Raw genomic sequence first — 23,934 nt, 5'->3', positions numbered from 1 at the left:
TGCCTTAGGAACGGATAGTCTCATGACCTCTACGGAACGACTGCGCTTTGGTGTCGATCTTGTCACCTTTTTCCACCCCGGATTTTGGGGCGTAGAGGATTATGACGGCATTGTCGCGCTATCGCGTAGCGAGCCTCGTGCCTTCTGGGACAAGATACTCGATGCTGTGCAAGCTTCCGGGGTCACCGGCGTGGAACTCACCTTCTCGCCCTTCAACTGGCAGGATGCGACGAAGACCTATGGTTCGGTCGAGAAGTTTGCCGATGAACTTTCCAGGCGCGGGCTGACGCTGGCGAGCGGCTTCTTTGCCGAACTCGAAGCCGCCGGCGATTTCACCGAGGCATCCGCCCAGGCCGCCATTATAGACAAGGCGGAAAAATACGCCGAATTTCTCAAGGCCTGCGGCAGCGACATCATGGTCATCGGCGCGCCTCTCCGCCAGACGCTCGGCGCTCAGCCGACGCGGTTCTTCGATTTCGAGCAGGCACGCAAGATTGCCGATTTCCTCAATCGCCTGGGTGCCGCTCTCTACACCAAGGGCGTGCGCCTCGCTCTCCATACCGAAGCGCATTCGATCTTCGCGGCAGCGCGCGATGTCGATCTGCTGATGCTGCTGACCGATCCCGCCTACGTGCATATGTGCCCGGACACGGCGCATATCATCGTTGCCGGCTCCGATCCGCTGCAGCTCGTCGACCGTCACCACGAGCGCGTCATTATCGCCCATTGGAAGGATGCGCTGGGACCGATGCCGGCCGATACGGTAATCGACAAACATATCCATGATCGCCATCGCCCCTATTTCTGCGGCTTCGGCCTCGGCCGGGTCGACTGGCCGGGCTGGGCCAGGCTACTGCGCGACCGCGACTATGAAGGCTGGGCCATTCTCGAGCTCGACGCCGCGCCCGATCCGGTCGGCGATATCGCCAACGGCCTGACGCTCGTCACACAGGCGCTTTTGCCGATTTATCGCTGATACCAACAATCCGAAGACGAATAGCCCCGCCAAGAGGGCTTTCCTGAAGAGGTGGAACAATGAAAGACATAATGAAAATGCTACTGACGGGAGCCGCACTCATAGCGGTCTCCCTGCCTGCCCATGCCGAAGACAAGCCGCAGGCCGAGGTAATCACGTCCTGGACATCCGGCAGCGAAGCCGCGGCCCTCGGCGTCATCAAACAGGAGTTCGAGAAGCGCGGCGGCGTGTGGAAGGATTCCTCCATCGCCGGTTTCGGTGCGGCCGACGCCGCCTTCCAGAACCGTCTGGTCGCCGGCGATCCGCCGGCCGCCAAACAGGCCGTGATCGGCCTTGCCAACACCGATTTCGTCAATCAGGGCCTCATGAGTTCGATCGACGACGTGGCGAAGGCCGGCAAGTGGGCCGATGTCCTGCCGAAATCGATCTACGATCTCATTTCCTATAACGGCAAGGTCTATCTCTCGCCGAGCGATGCTCATGGCGAAAGCTGGGTATTCTATTCCAAGGACGCCTTCGCCAAGGCCGGCGTCAGCGACGAGCCGAAGAGCTGGGACGAATTCTTCTCAGCGCTCGATAAACTGAAAGCCGCCGGCATTCAGCCCGTCGCCTGGGGCGGCCAATCCTGGCAAGAGTCCAAGGTCTTCAACATGATCCTGCTGACCCAGGTCGGCATTGACGGCTTCCTCAAGATCTATGTCGACAAGGACAAGGGTGACGCATCGACGGAAGGCGTGAAGAAGACGCTGGATATCCTCGGCAAGCTGCGCGCCTATGTCGATGAAGGGGCGGCCGGCCGCAACTGGAACGACGCGACCGCCATGGTCATCACCGGAAAGGCCGGCGTGCAATTCATGGGCGACTGGGCCAAGGGCGAATTCGTTGCCGCCGGCAAGGAACTGGGCAAGGATTACGGCTGCATGCTTGTGCCGCAATCGCCGGGAATGGTCTACGTCGCAGATTCCTTCTCATTCCCGAAGATCGCCGACGCGGCGGCACAAAAAGGCCAGACCCTGCTTGCGGAGGTCGCCATGGACCCGACCGTACAGGTCGAGTTCTCGCTGAAGAAGGGCTCCGTGCCGATGCGAACCGATGTCGACAAGACGAAGCTCGATGTCTGCGCGCAAAAGGGTCTGGAACTGATGAGCGCCGGCAAGATCGTTCCGGATCAGGCGCTCATCCTCTCGCCGCAGCAGGCTGGCGCGCTCAACGACTTTGTCGATGAATTCTGGAGCAATCCATCCGAGGATAGCGCCTCCGGTGCGGAGAAGTTCTTCGCGATCTTCGAATAGGCCTTCCAGCGAGCCGATCGTCGGGACCTCTTGCCGATCGGCTCCGCCCATTTTTTCGAGAAAGTTTGCCGATGCAAGCCAAGCGCAGACGCTCCCTTGCTGCGACCTTTGCCCTGCTGCCGACCTGGATTGCCGCGATCTTCGTCTATATCGGCACCATGGTCTGGTCGGTGCGCCTATCCTTCACGGATTCGACCATCTTCCCATCGTCCAACTATGTCGGTTTCGCGCAATACGCCAAGCTGTTTAAAAACTCGCGCTGGCTCGCATCACTGGAGAATGTGCTGATCTTCGGCGTTCTCTATGTTGCCGGTTGCCTTGCCCTCGGCTTCGTGCTCGCCGCAGCCCTTGATCGCAAGGTCCGCTTCGAGAGCATGTTCCGCACCATCTTCCTCTATCCCTACGCCATGTCCTTCGTGGTCACCGGCCTCATCTGGCAGTGGATGCTGAACCCGACCTTCGGCATCCAGGCGACGGTCAGGGCACTCGGCTGGCAGAGCTTCGTCTTCGACTGGATCGTCAACCGCGATATGGCGATTTACACGGTCGTCTTTGCCGGCGTCTGGCAGGGTGCTGGCCTCGTCATGGTCATCGCATTGTCAGGCATGCGCGGGATCGGCGAGGAGCAATGGAAGGCGGCGCAGATCGACGGCATTCCGGTCTGGCGCATCTATGTTTCGATCATCCTGCCGCAGCTTGGGCCGGCGCTTGCCGCATCGGGCATGCTGCTCTCCATGGGCGTGATCAAGACCTACGACCTCATCGTCGCGCAGACCGGGGGCGGCCCCGGCTATTCGACCGAAGTGCCGGCAAAATTCATCATGGACAATCTGTTCGAGCGCCAGAACCTTGGACTTGCGAGCGCCGGCGCCACCGTGCTCGTGCTCTCGGTCATCATGGCCGTCGCACCGTTCCGCTATGCGCTCCACATGCGCGCCAGAAGAAGGGGAGCACACTGATGGCGGCTCTTCACCCGCGTGGCCCCAAGCCTTCGCGGCTGACGGCAGGTCAGATCGGGCTCTATGCCTTCCTTATCCTTTCGGCGCTCTTCTTCCTGCTGCCGCTCTATACGATGCTCGTCACCTCGTTGAAGACGATGGAGGAGATCCGCCAGGGCCGCATCTTCGCCCTGCCCGATACCATCGATTTCGACGCGTGGAAGACCGCTTGGTCGGGAGCCTGCATGGGCACGCAATGCCTGGGCGTGCGTATCGGCTTCTGGAACTCGGTCAAGATCACCGTACCGGCCGTGGCGATTTCCGTCTTCATCGGCGCCATCAACGGCTATGCACTCTCCTTCTGGCGACCGAGAGGCTCGAACCTGCTGTTCGGGCTTCTGATGGCTGGTGGCCTCATCCCCTACCAGATCTTCCTCTATCCGCTGGTGCGGCTGCTTGCCAATCTGAGCCTTTATAATTCGGTGGCAGGCGTTGTCCTCGTTCATGTGATCTTCGGCCTGCCGCTGGTGACGCTGCTGTTCCGCAACTACTTCGTCGCCATTCCTGAAGAGCTCTGCAAGGCAGCGCGCGTCGATGGCGCCGGTTTCTGGCGTATCTTCCTTGAGATCATGCTGCCGATGTCTGTACCCATGATCGTCGTCGCCTCCATCTTCCAGTTTACCGGCATCTGGAACGACTTCCTGATCGGCCTGGTCTTTGCCGGACGGGACAATCTGCCAATGACGGTGCAGCTCAACAACATCGTCAACACCACCATGGGCGAGCGCGCCTACAACGTGAACATGGCTGCCACCATCCTCACCGCCGTCGTTCCGCTCGCCATCTATTTCTTTTCCGGCCGCTGGTTCCTGCGTGGTGTCGCCGCCGGCGCCGTCAAGGGGTAACGCCATGCAGCCTGCCGTCTCGGTCAAGGATCTCAAGATCGCCTATGGCGATCACACCGTCATAGACAAGATGTCGATCGATATCGCGCCTCGCGAATTCCTGGTGCTGCTCGGCCCGTCCGGCTGCGGGAAATCGACCCTGCTCAACTCCATCGCCGGTCTTCAGGACATTACCGACGGCGAAATCTGGATATCGGACAAGAACGTCACCTGGGCCGAGCCGAAAGATCGCGGCATCGGCATGGTCTTCCAATCCTATGCGCTTTATCCCCGCATGTCGGTGCGCAAGAACCTGTCCTTCGGCCTGCGCGTGGCGGGCCTTCCCAAGGCCGAGATCGAGGCGCGCATCGCCCGGACGGCTTCGCTTCTGCATCTCGACCAGTTGCTCGACCGCCGCCCCTCGGAACTGTCGGGCGGCCAGCGCCAGCGCGTCGCGATCGGCCGTGCGCTGGTGCGCGAAGTCAACGTCTTTCTGTTCGACGAACCGCTCTCCAACCTCGATGCCAAGCTGCGCAACGAATTGCGCGTCGAGATCAAGAAGCTGCACCAGAGCCTCGGCAATACGATGATCTATGTCACACATGATCAGGTCGAGGCGCTCACTCTTGCCGATCGCATCGCCATCATGAAGGACGGTGTGATCCAGCAGCTTGCCAGCCCGTCCGAGATCTACCATCGCCCGGCCAATCTCTTCGTTGCCGGCTTTATCGGCGCGCCGGCGATGAACTTCATCAAGGGCGAGATTGTCTTGAAAGCGGACGCGCCGATCTTCGAAAGCAACGGACTTGCTATCGCCCTCGCCGACTATCCTTTCCTGAGCGCCGTCAAAGTGGGTCCCGCGACGCTTGGCATCCGGCCGGAGCATATCGCACCGAATGGCGCAGACCTGGGTTGGCCCACCATTCCCGGCACCGTCTCGGTCGTCGAGCCAATGGGCGCCGACACCGTGCTATGGTTCGACTGGGCGGGCCAAAGCCTCTCCTATCGCATCATGGGAGATGCCATCCTGCAGCCGGGTACGGCGATCGCGCCCGGCCTCGATATCACAAAGGCCTCCCTCTTCGGCGCCGATGACGCGCGCCTCTAAGACCACTTCCACAGCATACGGAAATTATCCATGTCTCAGACTGTCTACGACGCGCTGGTGATCGGCTCCGGCGCTGCCGGTTCCTTCGCCGCCAAGGAATTGACCGCCCAAGGGCTTTCGGTCTTACTGCTCGAAGCCGGCCCCGCCGTCACCAAGGAGGATTTCGACCCGGATCGCAAGAAGGCACCCGCCAGCAGCATCAACATCTGGGAGCGCGCCCGCGCCACGCTCAAAGGCCAGCCCATCCAGGCGCGCGCCGCCTTCTTTACCGAGCGCTTCAGCCATTTCTTCGTCAACGATCGCAAGAACCCCTATACGACGCCGAAGGATGCGCCGTTTCTGTGGATACGCGGCCGCCAGGGCGGCGGCCGCCTGCACAGCTTCGGTCGTGTGCTGCTCCGCTGGACTGACGATGATTTCAAGATCCGCTCGAAGACCGGCAAGGGCGTCGACTGGCCCGTCTCCTATGACGAGCTCGCCCCCTACTATGCGGAGGTGGAAACCAGCCTTGGCCTTTATGGCAATAAGGATGGCGTGGAGACATTGCCCGACGGCGTCTATGCGCATCCGGCAAAGCTGACGCCGGCCGAAACGACCTTCAAGACGGAAGTCGAAGGACGCTGGCCGAAGCGGCACGTCGTTTCCTGGCGCTATATTGCGCCAGACGCAGAACGGACGCCGAAACCCCTGCGGGAGGCGTTGGCGACGGGACGGCTGACCATCCGCCATGATGCCATCGTGCGCCGCATCATCACCGACGATGCCGGCGGTCGAGCGACGGGAGCGGAGTTCATCGATCGTGTGACCGGCAAGGTCGAAACCGCGCGCGCGGCCATCGTTGTGCTCTCGGCATCGCCGATCGAAAGTGTAAGGCTGCTTCTCAATTCGGCGACAGCCAGCCATCCTCATGGGCTGGGCAATAGCTCAGGCGCGCTCGGGCGCTATTTCATGGACCAGCTGCCTTGCCTGGCCTTCGGTTCGTTTTCCAAGGCAAACGGCTGGGCAGTCGACGATTCCGCGCCGACAGATCCCTTCTACAATCCCTCCGGCGGCATCTTCGTCCCGCGCTTTGGAGAGGGCGATGCAGGTCGCGATGATTTCGACTATCAGGGAAGCATCGGCCGAGCGCCGACGCCGGATGACGAGCCTTCTCGGCTTGCCTTCTTCGGCTTCGGCCGCATGCTGCCCTATGCCGACAATCGCATCACGCTCGATACACGCCGCAAGGATGCCTGGGGAATCCCCGTGCCCCATATCCGTTGTGTCATGGGCAAGGAGGAACATGCCCTGCTGCGTCGTCAGGAAGAAGTGCTGATCGACATGGTGCATGGCGTCGGCGGCGAGCTGGAGTTTATCGGCTCGCCTACTGGCCTCAGAGAAATGGGCCGCGGTGCCTTCCCCGATGCCGATCCCTTCAGCCGCTTCATGTTTCGCACATGGTTCCGCAAGACCATGTGCATGGGAGCCGCCATCCATGAAACCGGCGGCGCGCGCATGGGAGTATCGAGCAAGGACTCCGTCCTCAATGCCCATAATCAGAGCTGGGATATTCCCAACCTCATCGTAACGGATGCCTCCGCCTTTCCGGGCAGCGGCATTGCCGGCACCACGCTGACGGTGATGGCCCTGACCATCCGCGCCTGCAGGAACATTGCCGATCAATATCGCGCCGGACAAATGTGATCAGGCGCTCCGTTCAGGTTGGAGTTCACGATCTTCGGGCGGCTTCCATTTTAGATATGGGGGCTCGCCGCAATCCTTCGTGCTGCCGTCTGCGCGGCCTTCAAGATCCGTCATCCGACGGAAATAGTTTGGCTTTGTCACCTTGCCGCTATAAGTATCATGCATATCTTCTTGCATGAGCTGCATCGAACGATTGCGCAGGACGGAGCGATGTCTTCGACCATCAAATAATGGCTCTGAAATCAGAAGAAATTCGCGCGGAAATAGCTTGAAAAATTAGAATGTCTTTCGCGAATTGCGGGGAAATCCGGCTCTAGCGCGTAAAGCCATTAAAAGCGCACAATCCCCCCTCGCCACGAAGCGTTGAAAGCCGCTTCTTGCGGCCCGCATCCGGAGGAGATGCAGGCAAGCCCCATGATTTCACGAGCGTCGGGAACGCTTAGGGAGGAACAATGCTTGAACGACTTTTCAAATTGAGTGAGCACGGCACGTCCGTGCGCACCGAGCTCATCGCGGGCGTCACGACGTTCCTGACGATGTCCTATATCATCTTCGTCAATCCAGACATTCTGTCGACGACTGGCATGGACCGCAATGCGATCTTTGTCGCCACCTGTCTCGCAGCCGCGCTCGGCTCCATGGTCATGGGCTTTGTCGCCAACTGGCCGATCGGCATGGCGCCGGGCATGGGGCTCAATGCTTTCTTCGCCTTCACCGTGGTTGCCGCACTCGGCTTTACCTGGCAGCAGGCGCTTGGCGCCGTCTTCATTTCCGGCTCGATCTTCGTCTTATTGACGGTGACCGGCGTGCGCAGCTGGCTGATCGCCGGCATCCCGCATTCGCTCAGAAGCGCGATCGCCGCCGGTATAGGTCTCTTCCTGGCAATCATCGCGCTCAAGAGCGCCGGCATCGTCGTTGCCAACAAGGCGACGCTCGTCGGCCTGGGGGATCTGAAGCAGACCGGTCCCCTTCTCGCCATCCTCGGTTTCTTCATCATCGCCGTTATGGATGCGCTGAAGGTCAGGGGGTCGATCCTCATCGGTATTCTCGCCGTCACAGTTCTCTCCTGGATCTTCGGCGTCAGCCAGTTCCACGGCATCGTTTCGGCCCCGCCATCCATCATGCCGACCTTCCTGCAACTCGACATCGTCGGCGCTCTGCATGGTGGCCTGGTCCACATCATTCTCGTCTTCGTGCTCGTCGAAGTCTTCGACGCCACCGGGACGCTGATCGGTATCGCCAAGCGCGCGAACCTGATCCAGGAAGGAAAGCCGAACCGCTTGAGCAGAGCTCTGCTTGCCGACAGCGCAGCCATTGTCGCCGGCTCGCTGATGGGCACCAGCAGCACGACGGCCTTCGTCGAAAGCGCGTCGGGCGTTCAGGCTGGCGGCCGCACGGGCCTGACGGCTCTCACCATCGCCGCCCTCTTCATCGCGGCTCTCTTCTTCTCGCCGCTAGCAGCCTCCGTTCCGGCCTTTGCAACCGCTCCAGCGCTGCTCTATGTCGCCGGCCTGATGATGCGCGAGCTGACCGAGATCGAATGGGATGACCTGACCGAAGCGGCCCCGGCCGCAATCACGGCACTCGCCATGCCCTTCACCTACTCGATTGCCAACGGCCTTGCCTTCGGCTTCATCACCTATGTCGCCGTGAAGGTCTTCACCGGCCGCTGGTCGATGCTGCACCCGGCAACGCAGATCGTCGCTGCCCTGTTCGTCGTGCGCTTCGCCTTCTTCGCAGACTAGCAACGATATGAATTCAAGGCCGGGTCGTTCGCTCGAATGACCCGGCCTTTTTGCGTCTTGCTGGTTGCAGGAAATGGGAGCCATCCCGGAAAAATAAGGGGCGCTGCCGTCGCAACGCCCCTTTTTGACATCTGGATCGATCCGGCTCTTTTTAGCGGATCAGGAATGGCTCTTCATAGAAATGTTCCTCAAGATTGACGCCCTTGCCGCCGCGATCGATGACGATGAAGTCGGAGATGCCGTCGAGGGGCGTCAGAATGCCGTGCCAGACATTGCGCCAGATGTTGACGCCCTGCCCCGGCCTGGTGCGGAAGGCCACTGGCTCGCTCGGCCCATAGCCCGTTTCGCGCGCGGCAACGACGAGGAATGGATGGCTGGACAGCGGAACGAAGGCCTGGCTGCCGAGAGGATGCCGCTCGACCATCTTCAGTTCCAGCGGCAGCGCATAGGGCTCGCCGCGCAACCAACTGATCATCGTGCGCGCCTCTTCACCGATCGCTTCGACCTGTGCAAGGTCATGATAACGAACGCATTTGCCGGCGTTGATCGGATAGTTGCGCGCCCCTTCCATCTCGATCACATCGCCGAAGGGGGCGAATGTGGCTCTCGTCAGCGGTTGAATTTCGATCACTTTCATTCCTGGTCTCCCGTTTTCATTCCCTGAACTCACCTCTGTCTTAATTGTGATAGGTCGTGGAGGTCGGCGCATGGCCTGTGGCATGGACAGCCGGGCTCATCCGAAGCGCAACATGCACGCCACCCAACCTGTGTGGCTCCGTCGCCTCCGTAAGAAGGTCGTTACGGATACCGACCCCAATGGTCTTAAGGCCTATTCCCTGTTAAGCCTGCCAGTGCCGGGTCGACGGGCTATGCCTGCAAGGCTCTGCAGGTGGGCAAGCGCGCACTTGCCGTGCGCGACGTGACCGGTAGAGGCCAAGGCACAAATTGATCGGCAGCCGTCGCCGCCTTCTTCATCATTCAGGGCAGATTTCTATGCCGAAGCCTGTTTCACCTTGTCGGTGAGCTGCAAAAACCGTCAACAATGTCCAAGCATGTCGCATGAAACGTTCCTCCAAACGTTTTCGACTACCAATTTCTAACCGCAAATCGCACGCGCCATTCCCCTTGGAAAATTTGAAAGTCTCGAACGTTGCAGCTGCTTTTCAGTGGTATCGGCCTGGCGGATAGTAGAGACAGGAGCGCTATGTTCGGGAGAAAAGCATGCAGTCTCATTCGCCAGGAGCCGGCCGGCTCACGACCCACGTACTGGACACGGCGCTCGGCAAGCCCGCTGAGGGCCTGCGCATCGATCTGTACCGGATCGAAGACGAAACGCTGCAGCTCCTGAAATCCACCAAAACCAACGATGACGGCCGCTGCGACGCGCCGCTCTTGTCCGGCGAAACCATGCGCTCCGGCACCTACGAGCTGCGCTTTCATGCTGGTGACTATCTCGGCCGCTCCGGCGACGATCCCATGTTTCTGGATGTCATCCCGATCCGCTTCGGCCTCGCCGACGAGCGCGCGCATTACCATGTGCCGCTGCTCCTCTCGCCCTACAGCTATTCCACCTATCGCGGGAGCTGAACGATGACCGTCGTAAAAATCCGCTCCGAACTGCGTTTCATTCTGAACGGTCAGGACGTCGTTCTGAGCGACGTCGCACCAGATCAGACGTTGCTCGACTGGCTGCGCCTCTCCCGCTCGCTGAAGGGCACCAAGGAAGGCTGCGCAGAGGGCGATTGCGGCGCCTGCACCGTGCTTGTGGGACGACTGACCCCGGCAGGTGGCCTTGTCTATGAGGGCGTCAATGCCTGCATTCGCTTCCTCGGCTCGCTTGATGCCTGTCATGTGGTCACTGTCGAGCATCTCGCCCCCAGCGACGACCATCTGCATCCGGTGCAGCAAGCCATGATCGATTTTCATGGTTCGCAATGCGGCTTCTGCACGCCGGGCTTCGTCATGTCTCTCTATGGGCTTTGGATGCAGACGCTGAACCCGACTGACCAGCAGATCGAAACGGCGCTGCAGGGCAATCTCTGTCGCTGCACCGGCTACGAGCCGATCCTGCGGGCCGCCCGCGCCATCTCCAGCTATGGCGGGACGCAAGATGACCCCTTGCTGGTCGAGCGCGAAACGATGATCGCGCGCCTGCAAGCCCTTCGCGACGGCGCCCGCGTCGAAATCGGCGAAGGTCGCCATCGTCTGATCGTGCCGGCGAACCTCGACGATTTCGCCACCATTCTCGAAACCACGCCGACAGCGATCGTCGTTGCCGGGTCCACCGATGTCGGCCTCTGGGTCACCAAGCACATGCGCGACATCACACCGGTCGTTTTCATTGCCGGGCTGCAGGAGCTGAAGTCGATCGTGGTGGACGACAAGCTCATCACCGTCGGCGCCGGCGTCACCTATTCGGAGGCGATCGCGACGCTGTCGCGGCATATCCCGGCGCTCGGACCGCTGATTACCCGCATCGGCGGCCAGCAGGTGCGCAATATGGGCACGATCGGCGGCAACATCGCCAACGGTTCGCCAATCGGCGACACACCGCCGGCACTGATCGCGCTTGGCGCGTCGCTGACCTTGCGCAAGGGCGCGGTCCGGCGCACCATCGCGCTTGAAGACTTCTTCATTGCCTATGGCAAGCAGGACCGCCAGCCCGGCGAATTCGTCGAAGCCGTGCATATCCCGGTTCCCGCCGTGGCGGAAAAATTTGCCATCTACAAGGTGACCAAGCGCCGGGATGAGGACATCACGGCGACGCTCGGCGCCTTCCGACTGGTGCTTACTGAAGATGGCACTGTCGCGGAAATCCGGATCGCCTATGGCGGCATGGCCGCAACGCCGAAACGGGCCTTTTCCGTCGAAAAGGCGCTGCACGGCCAGCCTTGGAACGAAAAGACGGTAGAGATGGCGATGGAAAAATATGCCGAGGATTATGCGCCGCTGACCGACATGCGCGCCACCGCGGAATACCGTGCGCTCGCAGCAAGGAACCTTCTCTTGCGCTTCTACCTGGAAGCGACGTCCAGCGCAGCGCCGGCGCAGGTATCGAGATATGAGGCTGCGTAACCCATGAACAAGCACGCTCCAGATCTCAAGCCCGAAACCATCATTGGCGGCGTCCATTCCAGCCCACGGCACGATTCCGCGCACAAGCATGTCTCCGGCGCGGCCATCTATATCGACGACATTACCGAGCCGACCGGAACGCTTCATGCCGGCCTCGGCCTGTCCACCGTAGCGCACGGTATCCTAAAATCGGTCGATCTTGACGCCGTGCGGAGAGCCCCCGGCGTCGTTGCCGTGCTGACCCATGAGGACGTACCCGGCGTCAACGATATCTCACCCTCCTACATGCACGATGACCCCGTGCTTGCCGCCGGCAAGGTCGAGTTTCACGGCCAGCCGATCTTCTGCGTGATTGCCGAAACGCGAGAACAGGCGCGCCGTGCAGCAAGGCTGGCAAAGATCGATTATGAGGAGCTGCCAGCCGATATCGACATCTGGGATCTCGATGTTTCCACCCATCGACAGGTGGTCACGCCGCTGACGCTGAAGCGAGGCGACGCGGCGTCTGCCCTTGCAAATGCTCCGCGTCGCGTGACGGGCCGCATGCGGCTCGGCGGCCAGGACCATTTCTATCTCGAAGGCCAGGTCTCGCTTGCCGTCCCCGGCGAAGACGACGAGGTCGTGGTCTATTGCTCGACGCAAGGTCCGAGCGAGACCCAGCACATGGTCGCTCACGCCCTGGGCGTGCCGAGCAATGCTGTCACGATCGAGGTTCGGCGCATGGGTGGCGGCTTCGGCGGCAAGGAGACCCAGGCGAACCAGTGCGCCGCCATTGCAGCGATCGCTGCCAAAAAGCTGAAGCGCGCCGTCAAGGTCCGGCTCGACCGTGACGAAGACATGGTCGCGACCGGCAAGCGGCATGATTTTGCCATCGACTACGATGTCGGCTTCGACGATGAAGGCCGTATCCTCGGCATCGACTACACCTTCGCGCTTCGCGCCGGATTTTCCGCCGACCTCTCCGGTCCCGTGGGCGACCGGGCGCTGTTTCACTGCGACAATGCCTATTTCTTCCCGCATGTTCATGCGAAGTCGGCGCCGCTTTATACCAATACGGTTTCCAACACGGCCTTCCGCGGCTTCGGCGGCCCACAGGGCATGGTCGGCGCCGAGCGCGTCATCGACGAGGTGGCCTTCGCCGTCGGCAAGGATCCGCTCGAAATCCGCAAGCTGAATTTCTATGATGCGATGGGCGTTCAAGGCGAACGCAACCTCACCCCGTATCATCAGAAGGTCGAGGATTGCATCATCCAGCGCATCGTCGCGGAACTGGAGGAAAGCGCGGATTATGCCGGGCGCCGCAAGGCCATCGCCGAGTTCAATGCCAAGAGCCGTATCGTCAAGCGCGGCATCGCGCTCACCCCGGTGAAATTCGGCATCTCCTTCACCAAGACGGAATCGAACCAGGCCGGTGCTCTCGTGCATGTTTATAGCGACGGCTCCGTCCACATGAACCATGGCGGTACCGAGATGGGGCAAGGCCTGCACCTGAAGGTGGCGCAGGTCGTGGCGGAAGAGTTCCAGATCGATCTCGACCGGGTGAAGATCACCGCGACGACGACCGCCAAGGTGCCGAATACCTCGCCGACCGCGGCCTCTTCAGGTGCTGATCTGAACGGCATGGCAGCCCAGAACGCTGCACGCCAGATCAAGGACCGGCTGATTGCCTTTGCGGCGGAAAGCCATCAGGTGCCGCGTGATAAGGTTCTCTTCCTGCCCAACCGGGTGCGGATCGGCGACATCGAGATGCCCTTCGACGATCTCGTCAAGAAGGCCTATATGGCCCGCGTCCAGCTTTCGGCCGCCGGTTTCTACAAGACCCCGAAGATCCATTGGGACCGCAAGGCCGGCCGTGGCCACGCTTTTTACTACTATGCCTATGGTGCGGCGTGCTCGGAGGTGTCAGTCGACACGCTGACGGGAGAATATGTGGTGGAGCGCACCGATATTCTGCACGATACAGGCCGTTCGCTGAACAAGGCCATCGACATCGGGCAGATCGAGGGCGGCTTTATTCAAGGGATGGGATGGTTGACGACGGAAGAGCTCTGGTGGGACGGCAAGGGGCGCCTTAGAACGCACGCGCCCTCAACCTACAAGATCCCGCTTGCATCCGACCGCCCGAAGATTTTCAATGTAGCGCTGACCGATTGGTCGGAAGCCTACGAGCCGACGATCCATCGATCCAAGGCGGTCGGCGAGCCGCCGCTACCGCTCGGCCTTGCCGTCCTGCATGCGCTTTCGGACGCGGTGGCGAGCGTCGCCGATCACAAGATCTGCCCGCGTCTCGACGCGCCGGCGACACCCGAACGGGTGCTGATGGCGATCGAACGTCTCAAGGCGGCGAACAAGGAGTAAGATCATGCCTGCCGCCCGTGAAGATATCCGGGATTTCCTCCGCCGAGAACCGGCGTCGATACTGGTCGAGGTCACCGGGGTCGCAGGTTCCGCGCCGCGCGATGCGGATGCCTGGATGCTGGTATCGGAACGGGCGATCTTTGCGACGATCGGCGGCGGGACACTCGAATATATGGCCATCGACCAGGCGCGGCGCGCATTGCGTTCCGGCCTTGCAGCGGAGCCGATGAACGTGCCGCTTGGCCCTGAGATCGGCCAGTGCTGCGGCGGCCGAGTGGGCCTGGCCTTCACCGCCCTTAACCCAAAGCTTGCGAACGATCTCGTCGCCCGCAGCGATCGCGAAATGGCTGCGCGTCCGCATGTCTACGTGTTCGGCGCCGGTCATGTCGGCGATGCACTCGCCATGGCGCTTTCATTGGCGCCGTTGCGCGTGGTGCTTGTCGACACGCGAGAGGAAGAGCTTGTTGCCAGCGCGGTGCCAGGCATCGAAACCTGCCTGACGGCCATGCCGGAGGCCGTGGTACGCGATGCGCCGGCCGGCAGCAGCTTCGTGATCCTCACACACGACCACGCGCTCGATTTCCTGATTGCGGCCGAGGCGCTCAAGCGCGCGGATGCCGCCTATGTCGGCATGATCGGCTCCAAGACTAAGCGTGCCACCTTCCGCAACTGGCTCTCGCGCGAAACCGGCCAGGCGGAGCTTTTCGACCGCCTCGTCTGCCCGATCGGCGGCACGGCGGTCAAAGACAAGCGCCCGACCGTCATAGCCACGCTCGCCGCCGCCGAGATCATGACGGCGGCGCTGAGCTGGGCGGCTGCCGGGCAGCCAATCACGGCAAAACCTGTTATCGGATAGCGGGCAACCGCTTCAGGGGATTGGCGAACGGCACGCCAAGCGGCTCGAAATGGCGCTCATTGGCCGTCAGAACGGTCAGGTTGTGGGCAACGGCAGTCGCGGCAATGGCAATGTCCTCGAAACCAGGGTCGTGCGCACGCGCCTGGTCAAGCATCAGGCCGGCATGTCTCGCCTCTTCGATGCCGAACGGCAGGATACGGCCGGCATAGAAATGCTCCACCGCCGCGAGCCAGTCGCCCAGATGCTTCGCTTTCGTCGTCGCCCCGATTCTGATCGCTCTGGCAATGCCGGCCTCGATCTCGGCGATGGTGATTGCCGAAAGATAAAGCCGGTCGCCATTCGCACGCATCCAGGTCGCGAATGCATCAACGCCGACGTGGCGCTTGGTCGGCGCATCGGCCGACACGATATCGGTGTCCAGAAGATACAAGATCAGAAGCCGTTTTCACGCAACGAACGTGCGGGCTTTCGCGATCGTTCGGGAATATCGGCCTGCTCGCCGGGAAAGGCCAAAAGCAGATCGGCGAACTCAGGCACTCTCGAAACCCGCTGCCATTCCTCGAAGGAAACCAGCACGGCCTCCTTGCGGCCATGTCGGGTGATAACGGTCGGCTCACCGGCCACGGCCTGATCGACCACGGCGGAAAGCGTCGCCTTCGCATCCTTGAGCTGGATTTCCTTCATGCTATCACTCCGTATGACCACCGATAGTCATATATGATTTCGCCGACTTGATTCAAGCGGAGATCTGCCTGTGGCCTTCAGATCACGAAGCTGCAGCCGCCGCCTCGTCCTCGAGCAGCTTGCCGATGAGCCGCTGACAGCGCTCCGCCATGAAATCGATCATCAGACGGACCTTCGGGTCCTGGAAACGCTTGTGCGGATAGATGGCGGCGAGCTGAATCGGCGCCGGCGGGCTCTCCTTCAGGATTTCCGTCAGCCGGCCGTCTTTCAGATAGGCCTTCACCTCGAACAGCGGCTTGTTGATGATGCCGCGGTCTTCCAGTGCCCATTGGGTGAGCACGTCGCCGTCGTCGCTGTCATAGGGGCCGGCGACCTCGAACTTGCGAGGGCCTTCCGCCGTGACCAGCGTCCAGTAATATTCCTTCGATCCGGGATAGCGCAGCAGAAGACAGTCATGCTTGTCGGCAATCAAGGCGTCCGCGGTCGCCGGCACGCCACGGCTTGCAAGATAGGCTGGCGACGCGCACAGCACCCGCTCGCAATTGAGGATACCACGCATGCGCAGATTCGAATCCTCCAGCACGCCGAGCTTGAAGGCAACGTCGACACCCTCGGCGAGGATATCGACATTGTGATCGGACAGGCGCACACGCACCTCGATATCCGGATATTTGTCGTGAAACTCCGGAATACCTGAGGCGATCAGCCGCCGGCCGATGCCGAGCGGCGCGGTAATCCTGAGCGACCCTTTCGGATTGCGCGAGAGATCGGCGATCGCCGCTTCCGCCTCGTTTACGGCCTCGATGATCTTCACGGCCTTTTCGTAGAAGACACGGCCATGTTCGGTCGGCGAGAGCTTACGCGTCGTGCGGTTGAAGAGGCGCACGCCAAGATGGCGCTCTAGTTCCTTGATGCGATTGCTCGCAACCGCGGGCGTGACGCGTTGGTCGCGCCCCGCTGCCGAGAGGGTACCGAGTTCGACCACGCGAACGAAGACACGGACATTATCGAGATAGGACATGGCACCTTTCTACCACATCGGCGTGCGGAACAAAGCAGGGGTCATCTTATAGATTTTTTTGAAAGTGTTGGCGGATTAACCGGGATTTTCGAGAAAATCGAGCGATGGCAAACAGTCGATGAAGATCGGGAGGGAGTTCCCATGTACGAATATGCCATCGCCTGGGACTGGATAACCTTCGCCGTCCGCTGGCTGCACGTGATCACGGCGATCGCCTGGATCGGTTCCTCATTCTATTTCGTCGCGCTCGACCTCGGCCTCAAGAAGCATCCGCAACTGCCACCAGGCGCCTATGGCGAGGAATGGCAGGTCCATGGCGGCGGCTTCTACCATATCCAGAAATATCTGGTGGCGCCCGCCAACATGCCGGAGCACCTCGTCTGGTTCAAATGGGAAAGCTATGTCACCTGGCTTTCAGGCTTCGGCATGCTCTGTCTCGTCTATTATGCCGGCGCCGACCTCTACATGATCGATCCGGCCGTGCTCGACGTCTCCAAGCCCGTGGCGATCGCCATTTCGCTCGGCTCGATCGCCGGCGGCTGGCTCCTGTACGACCTGATCTGCAAGTCGCCGTTCGGCAATGACAATACGCGGCTGATGGTGGCGCTCTATTTCATTCTGGTGGCGGTCGCCTGGGGTTATACGCATCTCTTTACCGGCCGTGCCGCCTTCCTGCATCTCGGCGCCTTCACCGCGACGATCATGTCGGCCAACGTGTTCTTCATCATCATTCCGAACCAGAAGATCGTCGTTGCCGACCTGATCGCCGGCCGCAAGCCCGATCCGAAATATGGCCGCATCGCCAAGCAGCGCTCGACACACAACAACTACCTGACGCTGCCGGTGCTGTTCCTGATGCTGTCGAACCACTATCCGCTGGCGTTCGGCACGCAGTTCAACTGGATCATCGCCTCGCTCGTCTTCCTGATGGGTGTCACGATCCGCCACTGGTTCAACACCCGCCACGCCAATGCCGGCAACCCGACCTGGACCTGGCTGATCACCGTCATCCTCTTCATCGTCATCATGTGGCTCTCAACGGTGCCGAAGATCCTGACGGGCGAACCCACAACGAAGATTTCCGCCACCCAGCAGCCTTTCATAGCCGCGCAGGATTTCCCGAAGGTCCGCGATACCGTGATGGGACGCTGCTCCATGTGCCATGCGAAGGAGCCGAGCTGGGAAGGCATCGTCGCTCCGCCAAAGGGCGTGATGTTCGAAACCGACCGCGACATCGCCGCTCATGCCCGCGAAATATACCTGCAGGCCGGCCGCAGCCACGCCATGCCGCCGGCCAATGCCTCGCACATTACCGACGAGGAGCGCCGACTGCTCGTCTCCTGGTACGAAAGTGCCATCAATGGGGAGAAGACCCAATGACTGAAATCCTGATCCGTGGCCGCGTTCTCACCTTCCTTGCCGAACCGCAAGGGATCGATGATGCCGCATCCTATCGTTATATCGAGGACGGCGCCGTCTATGTTCGCGATGGAAAGATCGTTGATATCGGCTTGTATAATGATGTTCGCAAGCTGGCTGACGCCGGTATCCGGATCGCGGACCATCGCCCGAACCTTATCCTGCCGGGCTTTATCGACACGCACCTTCATTTCCCGCAGACGCAGGCAATCGCCTCCTATGGCGCCCAGCTGCTCGAATGGCTGAATACCTATATTTTCGTCGAGGAACAGAAATTCGCCCGCGCCGCGCATGCCGCCGAAGTGGCGGACCGCTTCATGGACGAACTCCTGTCGAACGGTACGACGACGGCGGTCGCCTATTGCTCCGTGCATCCGGAAAGCGTCGATGCGTATTTTGCTGCCGCTGAAGCGCGCGGCATGTTGATGATCGGCGGCAAGGTCATGATGGATCGCAATGCGCCGGATGCACTGCGCGATACGCCGCAGCGCGGCTACGACGAGACCAAGCGGCTGATCGAGAAATGGCATGGCCGCGGCCGCGGCCATTATGCGATCAGCCCGCGCTTTGCCATCACCTCGACGCCCGAGCAGATGGAGATGAGCAAGGCACTCGTCGCCGAGCATCCGGACTGCTACGTCCAGACGCACCTCTCCGAAAATCGCGATGAGATCGCCTTTGCCACCTCTCTCTATCCCGAGGCGAAGGACTATACGGATATCTACGCTCGTTACGGCCTGCTCAACGATCGCATGCTGCTCGGTCACTGCATCCATATGAGCGAACGGGAAGTCGCGGTGCTCGCCGAAACCGGCGCGGTCGGTGTCTTCTGCCCGACCTCGAACCTCTTCCTCGGCTCCGGGCTCTTCAACACCGCGCAATTCGACAGGCTCGGCGCGCGCTGGTCGGTTGCGACCGACGTCGGCGCCGGCACCAGCTTCTCGATGCTGGAAACGATGGATGAGGCCTACAAGGTGTTGCACCTGCAAGGACAAAGACTGACGCCGTTCAACTCTTTCTATCGCATGACGCGCGGCAATGCCCTGGCGCTCGGCCTCGAAAGCCACATCGGTTCGCTGCAGCCAGGTGCGGATGCCGATATCGTCGTGCTTGATTCCAGCGCCAAGTCGGCGATGGAATTCCGCATGCGCACCGCGACCTCATTGGCCGAAGAACTCTTCATCCTGCAGACCATGGGCGACGATCGCTGCGTTACGGAAGTCTACGTTGCCGGCAAGGCGATGAAGACTACGGTCAAGAAGGCGCACACGATCGCACGCGAGCAATTGCAGCTCGCCTGACCCCACTTGTGCGGTGGACTGTCGACGCCGTCGTCTCCGGAGAGGAGACGGCGGCGTTGTCGTTCAGGTTCGCTTCAACCGTCCGCCCATCGCCTTCGTCAATTCTTCCGCTGCCGCCCGCACAACCGGGCCAAGTGCTGCGACCCTTTCGTCCGGCAGCCGCACGGCCGGGCCTGAAATCGAGATGCCGGCAATAGCTTCGCCATATTCGTCGAAGATCGGCGCCGCAACGCATCGCATGCCGAGCGTGTGCTCCTCATCGTCGATCGACCAGCCGCGTGAGCGGATCTCGGCCACATCATTGAGCAGCATGGGCAACGTATCGCGGGTCTTATCGGTGAAATGCTGCAACGACCGCCCTTTGAGCAACGCCTCGATCTGGCTGTCCGCCCAGGTGGAAAGGATCGCCTTGCCGATACCCGAAGCATGGATCGGTCCACGCCTGCCGGGGCGGAAGAAGGCGCGCATCGGCGCGTGACTTTCCGCTTGGGAGATGAAGACGACATCACCATCCTCCTCGATGGCGATATTGGCGGTCTCGCCAGACGCCTCCATCAACTGCTTGAGAAAGGGCCGGCTGATCGTGCCAAGCTTGCGGAAGCGTAAGTAGGCCGTTCCGATCTCGAAGGCTTTCACCCCGATCGTCCAGACGCCGGTCTCGCCGTCATGGGTTACCATGCCATGCTGGGCGAGAGAGGTCAGCAGCCGGTGCACGGTGGAAGGCGCCATGCCCGATCTGTCGGCGAGATCGGTCAGAACCGCGCCATCGGCTTCGGCTACCAGTTCCAGCAGTTTCAAACTGCGATCGAGCACCTGCACGGACGAGGCGGCCGCATTCTCCGCCGGTTTCCGGCCCGGCCTGCCCCTCGTCTTTTCCCGATTTTCCGCCATGACGCCCACTTTTGACCGAAAGCGCGCCGCGCAGTTTGGCGCGGCATGCTTCGGCTTCATGACATATCCGCTTCGCCTCGATTGTTCCAGATTTGTTGAAAATGTTTATTTCCATATCATGGGATTGATTTCCATTTTATGATTGCGCCCGTCGGCGCATGCGGTACCTTCAATCCAGAAACGGAGGAAATTCCCATGGCGAAGATGCGCGCAGTCGATGCCGCGGTGCTGGTTCTGGAAAAGGAAGGTGTCAATTGCGCCTTCGGCGTTCCCGGCGCTGCGATCAACCCCTTCTACTCGGCGATGAAAGCGCGCGGCTCTATCCGCCATGTGCTTGCCCGTCATGTCGAAGGTGCAAGCCATATGGCCGAGGGCTATACCCGCGCCCGCGCCGGCAATATCGGCGTCTGTATCGGAACGTCTGGGCCTGCCGGCACCGACATGATCACCGGCCTTTATTCGGCCTCGGCCGACTCGATCCCGATCTTGTGCATTACCGGCCAGGCGCCGCGCGCCCGCCTCGACAAGGAGGATTTCCAGGCCGTCGATATCGCCAAGATCGCAGCCCCGGTCACCAAATGGGCGGTTACCGTCATGGAGCCGGCGCTCGTCCCTTACGTCTTCCAGAAGGCGTTCCACACGATGCGCTCGGGTCGCCCCGGCCCCATCCTCATCGACCTGCCCGTTGATGTTCAGGTCGCGGAAATCGAGTTCGACATCGACACCTATGCCTCGCTTGACCCCTACAAGCCCTCGGCGACACGTGCGCAGGCCGAAAAGGCGCTTGCCATGCTGAACGCGGCCGAACGGCCGCTGATTGTCGCCGGCGGCGGCATCATCAATGCCGATGCTTCCGACCTGCTGGTCGAATTCGCCGAAATCACCGGCGTTCCGGTCATTCCGACTCTGATGGGCTGGGGCACGATCCCGGACGACCATCCGCTGATGGCCGGCATGTGCGGGCTGCAGACCTCGCATCGCTACGGCAATGCGACGCTGCTCGGCTCCGACTTCGTGCTTGGCATCGGCAATCGCTGGGCCAATCGCCACACCGGCAACGTCTCGACCTATACCGAGGGTCGGACCTTCGTGCATGTCGATATCGAGCCGACCCAGATCGGCCGTGTCTTCGCCCCCGATTTCGGCATCGTCTCAGATGCGGGTGCCGCGCTGAAGCTCTTCCTCGACGTCGCCACAGAATGGAAGACCGAAGGCAAACTGCGCAACTGGTCGACATGGGCGGAGGAATGCCGCGAGCGCAAGCGCACCATGCTGCGCAAGACGCATTTCGACCAGACACCGCTGAAGCCTCAGCGCGTTTACGAGGAGATGAACAAGGCTTTCGATCGCGACACCTGCTATGTCTCGACCATCGGGCTCAGCCAGATTGCCGGCGCACAGTTCCTGCATGTCTACAAGCCGCGCAACTGGATCAATTGCGGCCAGGCTGGCCCGCTCGGCTGGACCCTGCCGGCAGCCCTTGGCGTGCGCGCCGCAGATCCGGACCGCCCGATCGTCGCCCTATCCGGCGACTACGACTTCCAGTTCCTCATCGAGGAATTGGCCGTCGGCGCGCAGCACAAGCTCCCCTACCTGCATGTGGTCGTGAACAATTCCTATCTCGGCCTCATTCGCCAGGCCCAGCGCGGCTTCAACATGGATTTCGAGGTCAGTCTCGCCTTCGACAACATCAATGCCACTGACAACGCCGAACCCGGCTATGGCGTCGATCACGTCGCCGTTGCCGAAGGCCTCGGCTGCAAGGCGATCCGCGTTCGCAGCCCGAACGAATTCCAGGAGGCTTTCACGACGGCGCAACAGCTCATGAAGGAACACCAGGTTCCGGTCGTCATCGAGTTCATTCTGGAGCGCGTCACCAACATCGCCATGGGCGCCGACATCAATGCGGTCGTCGAGTTCGAGGAACTTGCCGAGCGCGGCGAGGATGCACCGACGGCAATCCTCGCTCTGCTGGACTGAAGGAGAAAAAAATGCCGAAATTTGCGGCCAATCTGACCATGCTCTTCACCGAGGCGCCGTTTCTGGATCGCTTCGCACTTGCCGCCAAGGCAGGCTTCGAGGGTGTCGAATACCTCTTCCCCTATGATTTCGCGAAGGAGGCGCTGCGCGCCGAACTCGATCGCCATGGCCTGACGCAGGTGCTGCACAATCTGCCCGCCGGCAACTGGGCCGGCGGCGAGCGGGGGATCGCGATCCTGCCGGATCGCATCGACGAATTCCGCCGCGGCGTTGCCTCGGCGATCGACTACGCAACGACGCTCGGCTGCAGCCAAATCAATTGCCTCTCGGGCATTGCGCCGGTCGGTGTCGCCGATGAAGCGTTGCGGACGACCTTCGTCGCCAATCTCAAATACGCGGCTGCCGAATTGGGCAAGCATGGAATCCGGCTGCTGATCGAGCCGATCAACAGGTTCGACATTCCCGGCTTCTTCCTCAACACGCCGGATCAGGCCGCTTCGATCATCGCCGAAGTCGGCAGCAACAACCTGTTCATCCAATATGATCTCTACCATCAGCAGCGCACCGAGGGCGAGCTGATCGGGACATTCAAGAAGCACCAGGCGCAGATTGCGCATGTGCAGCTTGCCGATAATCCGGGTCGTAATGAACCGGGCACCGGCGAGATCGCCTATCCCTTTATCTTCAATGCGCTCGACGCGCTCGGCTACGACGGCTGGATCGGCTGCGAATACAAGCCGCGCACCACGACTGCTGCGGGGCTCGGCTGGTTTGCCGCAGCCGGCCGCCACGCCGAAGGCGCAGCCATTCTCAATATCAGGAGCTAACAACCATGGCACATATCGGATTTATCGGCCTCGGCATCATGGGAACCCCCATGGCGCGCCACCTGCAAAATGCCGGCCACATCGTCGTCACATCAAAGTTTTCCATTCCGCCGCGCCAGGAGCTGCTCGACAACGGCCTGCAATTCGTCGAGACGCCGAAGGCGCTCGCTGAAACCGTCGACACCATCATCCTGATGCTGCCGGATACGCCCGAGGTCAAGGATGTTCTCTTCGGCGAGAACGGCGTTGCCTATGGCCTTTCGAAAGGCAAGCTCGTCATCGACATGAGCTCGATCTCGCCGATCGAGACCAAGGAATTCGCCAGGAGAGTTCGTGAGACCGGCGCCGAATATGTTGACGCTCCGGTTTCAGGCGGCGAGGTTGGCGCCAAGAACGCCTCGCTCTCGATCATGGCCGGCGGTTCCGAGGCAAGTTTCGAGCGGGCGCTGCCGCTCTTCCAGCTGATGGGCAAGAACATCACGCTCGTCGGCGATTGCGGCGATGGCCAGGTCACCAAGGTCGCCAATCAGATCATCGTCGCATTGACGATCGAGGCCGTGTCCGAGGCACTTGTCTTCGCCTCGAAGGCGGGGGCCGATCCCGCCCGCGTGCGCTCGGCCCTGATGGGCGGCTTTGCCTCCTCGCGCATCCTCGAAGTGCATGGCGAGCGCATGATCAAGCGCACCTTCGAACCCGGCTTCCGCATCTCGCTGCATCAGAAGGATCTGAACCTTGCGCTGCAGGGCGCCAAAGCGCTTGGCGTGTCGCTGCCGAATACCGCAGCAACGCAGGAGCTCTTCAATCAGTGTGCCGCCAATGGCGACAGCGGGCTCGACCATTCCGGTCTCGTCAAGGCGCTTGAGCGCATGGCGAACCATCCCGTCGCGTAACGTGTG

At 61.2% G+C, this 23,934-nt stretch carries 21 protein-coding genes; 16 read left to right on the top strand and 5 right to left on the bottom strand.

Going from position 1 to position 23,934, the window contains the following annotated elements; genetic code table 11:
• Positions 1-22: 22 nt before the first annotated feature.
• From ABOK31_RS32985 to ABOK31_RS32955, 7 genes are all read left to right on the top strand, one after another.
• Positions 23-976 carry a sugar phosphate isomerase/epimerase gene (locus ABOK31_RS32985; RefSeq protein WP_349961966.1) on the top strand — a complete coding sequence of 318 codons (954 nt, stop codon included), beginning with the start codon at positions 23-25 and terminating at the stop codon, positions 974-976.
• Positions 977-1,035: 59 nt separating this feature from the next.
• Positions 1,036-2,268: an ABC transporter substrate-binding protein gene (locus tag ABOK31_RS32980; RefSeq protein WP_349961965.1), complete on the top strand. Its 1,233-nt coding sequence runs from the start codon at positions 1,036-1,038 to the stop codon at positions 2,266-2,268.
• Positions 2,269-2,339: 71 nt separating this feature from the next.
• Positions 2,340-3,227: a sugar ABC transporter permease gene (locus ABOK31_RS32975; RefSeq protein ID WP_349961964.1), complete on the top strand. Its 888-nt coding sequence runs from the start codon at positions 2,340-2,342 to the stop codon at positions 3,225-3,227.
• On the top strand, positions 3,227-4,111 hold the full coding sequence (locus ABOK31_RS32970; RefSeq protein WP_349961962.1) for a carbohydrate ABC transporter permease: 885 nt from the start codon (positions 3,227-3,229) through the stop codon (positions 4,109-4,111). The genes ABOK31_RS32975 and ABOK31_RS32970 overlap by 1 nt, the downstream gene beginning before the upstream one ends.
• 4 nt (positions 4,112-4,115) lie before the next feature.
• Positions 4,116-5,198: an ABC transporter ATP-binding protein gene (locus tag ABOK31_RS32965; RefSeq protein WP_349961960.1), complete on the top strand. Its 1,083-nt coding sequence runs from the start codon at positions 4,116-4,118 to the stop codon at positions 5,196-5,198.
• Positions 5,199-5,228: 30 nt separating this feature from the next.
• Positions 5,229-6,881 (top strand): GMC family oxidoreductase, encoded by a 1,653-nt coding sequence (locus ABOK31_RS32960; RefSeq protein WP_349961958.1) that lies wholly within the window; start codon positions 5,229-5,231, stop codon positions 6,879-6,881.
• Positions 6,882-7,333: 452 nt separating this feature from the next.
• Positions 7,334-8,626 carry an NCS2 family permease gene (locus ABOK31_RS32955; protein WP_349961957.1) on the top strand — a complete coding sequence of 431 codons (1,293 nt, stop codon included), beginning with the start codon at positions 7,334-7,336 and terminating at the stop codon, positions 8,624-8,626.
• Positions 8,627-8,777: 151 nt separating this feature from the next.
• Here the strand turns inward: ABOK31_RS32955 and ABOK31_RS32950 are convergent, their stop codons facing one another.
• Positions 8,778-9,263, bottom strand: coding sequence for an ureidoglycolate lyase (locus tag ABOK31_RS32950; protein WP_349961956.1), 486 nt, complete (start codon positions 9,261-9,263; stop codon positions 8,778-8,780).
• Between the two features lie 584 nt (positions 9,264-9,847).
• Between ABOK31_RS32950 and uraH the strand changes: the two genes are divergently transcribed.
• From uraH to xdhC, 4 genes are read left to right on the top strand one after another with little or no spacing between them, the layout of a single operon-like run.
• Positions 9,848-10,213, top strand: coding sequence for a hydroxyisourate hydrolase (gene uraH, locus ABOK31_RS32945; RefSeq protein ID WP_349961954.1), 366 nt, complete (start codon positions 9,848-9,850; stop codon positions 10,211-10,213).
• A 3-nt stretch (positions 10,214-10,216) separates the two neighbouring features.
• Positions 10,217-11,701 carry a xanthine dehydrogenase small subunit gene (xdhA, locus tag ABOK31_RS32940; protein ID WP_349961952.1) on the top strand — a complete coding sequence of 495 codons (1,485 nt, stop codon included), beginning with the start codon at positions 10,217-10,219 and terminating at the stop codon, positions 11,699-11,701.
• Between the two features lie 3 nt (positions 11,702-11,704).
• Entirely contained in the window at positions 11,705-14,059 is a 2,355-nt protein-coding gene (gene xdhB / locus ABOK31_RS32935; protein ID WP_349961951.1) for a xanthine dehydrogenase molybdopterin binding subunit, read from the top strand.
• A 4-nt stretch (positions 14,060-14,063) separates the two neighbouring features.
• Complete coding sequence (gene xdhC, locus ABOK31_RS32930) at positions 14,064-14,915, top strand: xanthine dehydrogenase accessory protein XdhC (protein ID WP_349961950.1); 852 nt, start codon at positions 14,064-14,066, stop codon at positions 14,913-14,915.
• Here the strand turns inward: xdhC and ABOK31_RS32925 are convergent.
• From ABOK31_RS32925 to ABOK31_RS32915, 3 genes are all read right to left on the bottom strand, one after another.
• Complete coding sequence (locus ABOK31_RS32925) at positions 14,905-15,345, bottom strand: type II toxin-antitoxin system VapC family toxin (RefSeq protein WP_349961948.1); 441 nt, start codon at positions 15,343-15,345, stop codon at positions 14,905-14,907. The two genes, xdhC and ABOK31_RS32925, sit on opposite strands and share 11 nt — an antisense overlap.
• A gap of 2 nt (positions 15,346-15,347) precedes the next feature.
• Positions 15,348-15,599: a type II toxin-antitoxin system Phd/YefM family antitoxin gene (locus ABOK31_RS32920; protein ID WP_174172298.1), complete on the bottom strand. Its 252-nt coding sequence runs from the start codon at positions 15,597-15,599 to the stop codon at positions 15,348-15,350.
• Positions 15,600-15,681: 82 nt separating this feature from the next.
• Entirely contained in the window at positions 15,682-16,620 is a 939-nt protein-coding gene (locus ABOK31_RS32915) for a LysR family transcriptional regulator (protein WP_349961947.1), read from the bottom strand.
• A 141-nt stretch (positions 16,621-16,761) separates the two neighbouring features.
• Here ABOK31_RS32915 and ABOK31_RS32910 point away from each other — a divergent pair, with 141 nt between their 5' ends.
• A complete protein-coding gene (locus tag ABOK31_RS32910) occupies positions 16,762-18,000 on the top strand; it encodes a urate hydroxylase PuuD (protein WP_174172296.1) in 1,239 nt (412 codons plus the stop codon).
• Positions 17,997-19,340 (top strand): guanine deaminase, encoded by a 1,344-nt coding sequence (gene guaD, locus ABOK31_RS32905; RefSeq protein WP_349961945.1) that lies wholly within the window; start codon positions 17,997-17,999, stop codon positions 19,338-19,340. The genes ABOK31_RS32910 and guaD overlap by 4 nt, the downstream gene beginning before the upstream one ends.
• Before the next feature lie 63 nt (positions 19,341-19,403).
• Here the strand turns inward: guaD and bhcR are convergent, their stop codons facing one another.
• Entirely contained in the window at positions 19,404-20,231 is an 828-nt protein-coding gene (gene bhcR, locus ABOK31_RS32900; RefSeq protein WP_349962853.1) for an HTH-type transcriptional regulator BhcR, read from the bottom strand.
• Between the two features lie 195 nt (positions 20,232-20,426).
• On the opposite strand from bhcR, the gene gcl reads away from it, so the two are divergent.
• The 3 genes from gcl to glxR are packed head-to-tail and all read left to right on the top strand — an operon-like array spanning position 20,427 to position 23,928.
• On the top strand, positions 20,427-22,211 hold the full coding sequence (gene gcl, locus ABOK31_RS32895; RefSeq protein WP_349961943.1) for a glyoxylate carboligase: 1,785 nt from the start codon (positions 20,427-20,429) through the stop codon (positions 22,209-22,211).
• A gap of 11 nt (positions 22,212-22,222) precedes the next feature.
• Positions 22,223-23,038: a hydroxypyruvate isomerase gene (gene hyi, locus ABOK31_RS32890; protein ID WP_349961941.1), complete on the top strand. Its 816-nt coding sequence runs from the start codon at positions 22,223-22,225 to the stop codon at positions 23,036-23,038.
• A 5-nt stretch (positions 23,039-23,043) separates the two neighbouring features.
• On the top strand, positions 23,044-23,928 hold the full coding sequence (gene glxR / locus ABOK31_RS32885) for a 2-hydroxy-3-oxopropionate reductase (protein ID WP_349961939.1): 885 nt from the start codon (positions 23,044-23,046) through the stop codon (positions 23,926-23,928).
• Positions 23,929-23,934: the final 6 nt, after the last annotated feature.

This window comes from Rhizobium sp. ZPR4 (assembly GCF_040215725.1).
In the GTDB taxonomy this organism is placed as follows: Bacteria; Pseudomonadota; Alphaproteobacteria; order Rhizobiales; family Rhizobiaceae; genus Rhizobium; species Rhizobium rhizogenes_D.
The sequence above is the reverse complement of the archived record's forward strand: the minus strand, read 5'-3'. Positions and strand labels throughout refer to the sequence as shown.

What these genes read in the sequence shown, in the direction of transcription:
- xdhB (WP_349961951.1), top strand. Translation starts at nt 11,705, where the DNA reads ATGAACAAGCACGCTCCAGATCTCAAGCCCGAAACCATCATTGGCGGC.
- guaD (WP_349961945.1), top strand. Translation starts at nt 17,997, where the DNA reads ATGACTGAAATCCTGATCCGTGGCCGCGTTCTCACCTTCCTTGCCGAA.
- ABOK31_RS32920 (WP_174172298.1), bottom strand. Translation starts at nt 15,599, where the DNA reads ATGAAGGAAATCCAGCTCAAGGATGCGAAGGCGACGCTTTCCGCCGTG.
- ABOK31_RS32975 (WP_349961964.1), top strand. Translation starts at nt 2,340, where the DNA reads ATGCAAGCCAAGCGCAGACGCTCCCTTGCTGCGACCTTTGCCCTGCTG.
- uraH (WP_349961954.1), top strand. Translation starts at nt 9,848, where the DNA reads ATGCAGTCTCATTCGCCAGGAGCCGGCCGGCTCACGACCCACGTACTG.
- ABOK31_RS32950 (WP_349961956.1), bottom strand. Translation starts at nt 9,263, where the DNA reads ATGAAAGTGATCGAAATTCAACCGCTGACGAGAGCCACATTCGCCCCC.
- ABOK31_RS32985 (WP_349961966.1), top strand. Translation starts at nt 23, where the DNA reads ATGACCTCTACGGAACGACTGCGCTTTGGTGTCGATCTTGTCACCTTT.
- ABOK31_RS32960 (WP_349961958.1), top strand. Translation starts at nt 5,229, where the DNA reads ATGTCTCAGACTGTCTACGACGCGCTGGTGATCGGCTCCGGCGCTGCC.
- xdhA (WP_349961952.1), top strand. Translation starts at nt 10,217, where the DNA reads ATGACCGTCGTAAAAATCCGCTCCGAACTGCGTTTCATTCTGAACGGT.
- xdhC (WP_349961950.1), top strand. Translation starts at nt 14,064, where the DNA reads ATGCCTGCCGCCCGTGAAGATATCCGGGATTTCCTCCGCCGAGAACCG.
- ABOK31_RS32915 (WP_349961947.1), bottom strand. Translation starts at nt 16,620, where the DNA reads ATGTCCTATCTCGATAATGTCCGTGTCTTCGTTCGCGTGGTCGAACTC.
- glxR (WP_349961939.1), top strand. Translation starts at nt 23,044, where the DNA reads ATGGCACATATCGGATTTATCGGCCTCGGCATCATGGGAACCCCCATG.
- bhcR (WP_349962853.1), bottom strand. Translation starts at nt 20,231, where the DNA reads ATGGCGGAAAATCGGGAAAAGACGAGGGGCAGGCCGGGCCGGAAACCG.
- hyi (WP_349961941.1), top strand. Translation starts at nt 22,223, where the DNA reads ATGCCGAAATTTGCGGCCAATCTGACCATGCTCTTCACCGAGGCGCCG.
- ABOK31_RS32980 (WP_349961965.1), top strand. Translation starts at nt 1,036, where the DNA reads ATGAAAGACATAATGAAAATGCTACTGACGGGAGCCGCACTCATAGCG.
- ABOK31_RS32965 (WP_349961960.1), top strand. Translation starts at nt 4,116, where the DNA reads ATGCAGCCTGCCGTCTCGGTCAAGGATCTCAAGATCGCCTATGGCGAT.
- gcl (WP_349961943.1), top strand. Translation starts at nt 20,427, where the DNA reads ATGGCGAAGATGCGCGCAGTCGATGCCGCGGTGCTGGTTCTGGAAAAG.
- ABOK31_RS32970 (WP_349961962.1), top strand. Translation starts at nt 3,227, where the DNA reads ATGGCGGCTCTTCACCCGCGTGGCCCCAAGCCTTCGCGGCTGACGGCA.
- ABOK31_RS32910 (WP_174172296.1), top strand. Translation starts at nt 16,762, where the DNA reads ATGTACGAATATGCCATCGCCTGGGACTGGATAACCTTCGCCGTCCGC.
- ABOK31_RS32955 (WP_349961957.1), top strand. Translation starts at nt 7,334, where the DNA reads ATGCTTGAACGACTTTTCAAATTGAGTGAGCACGGCACGTCCGTGCGC.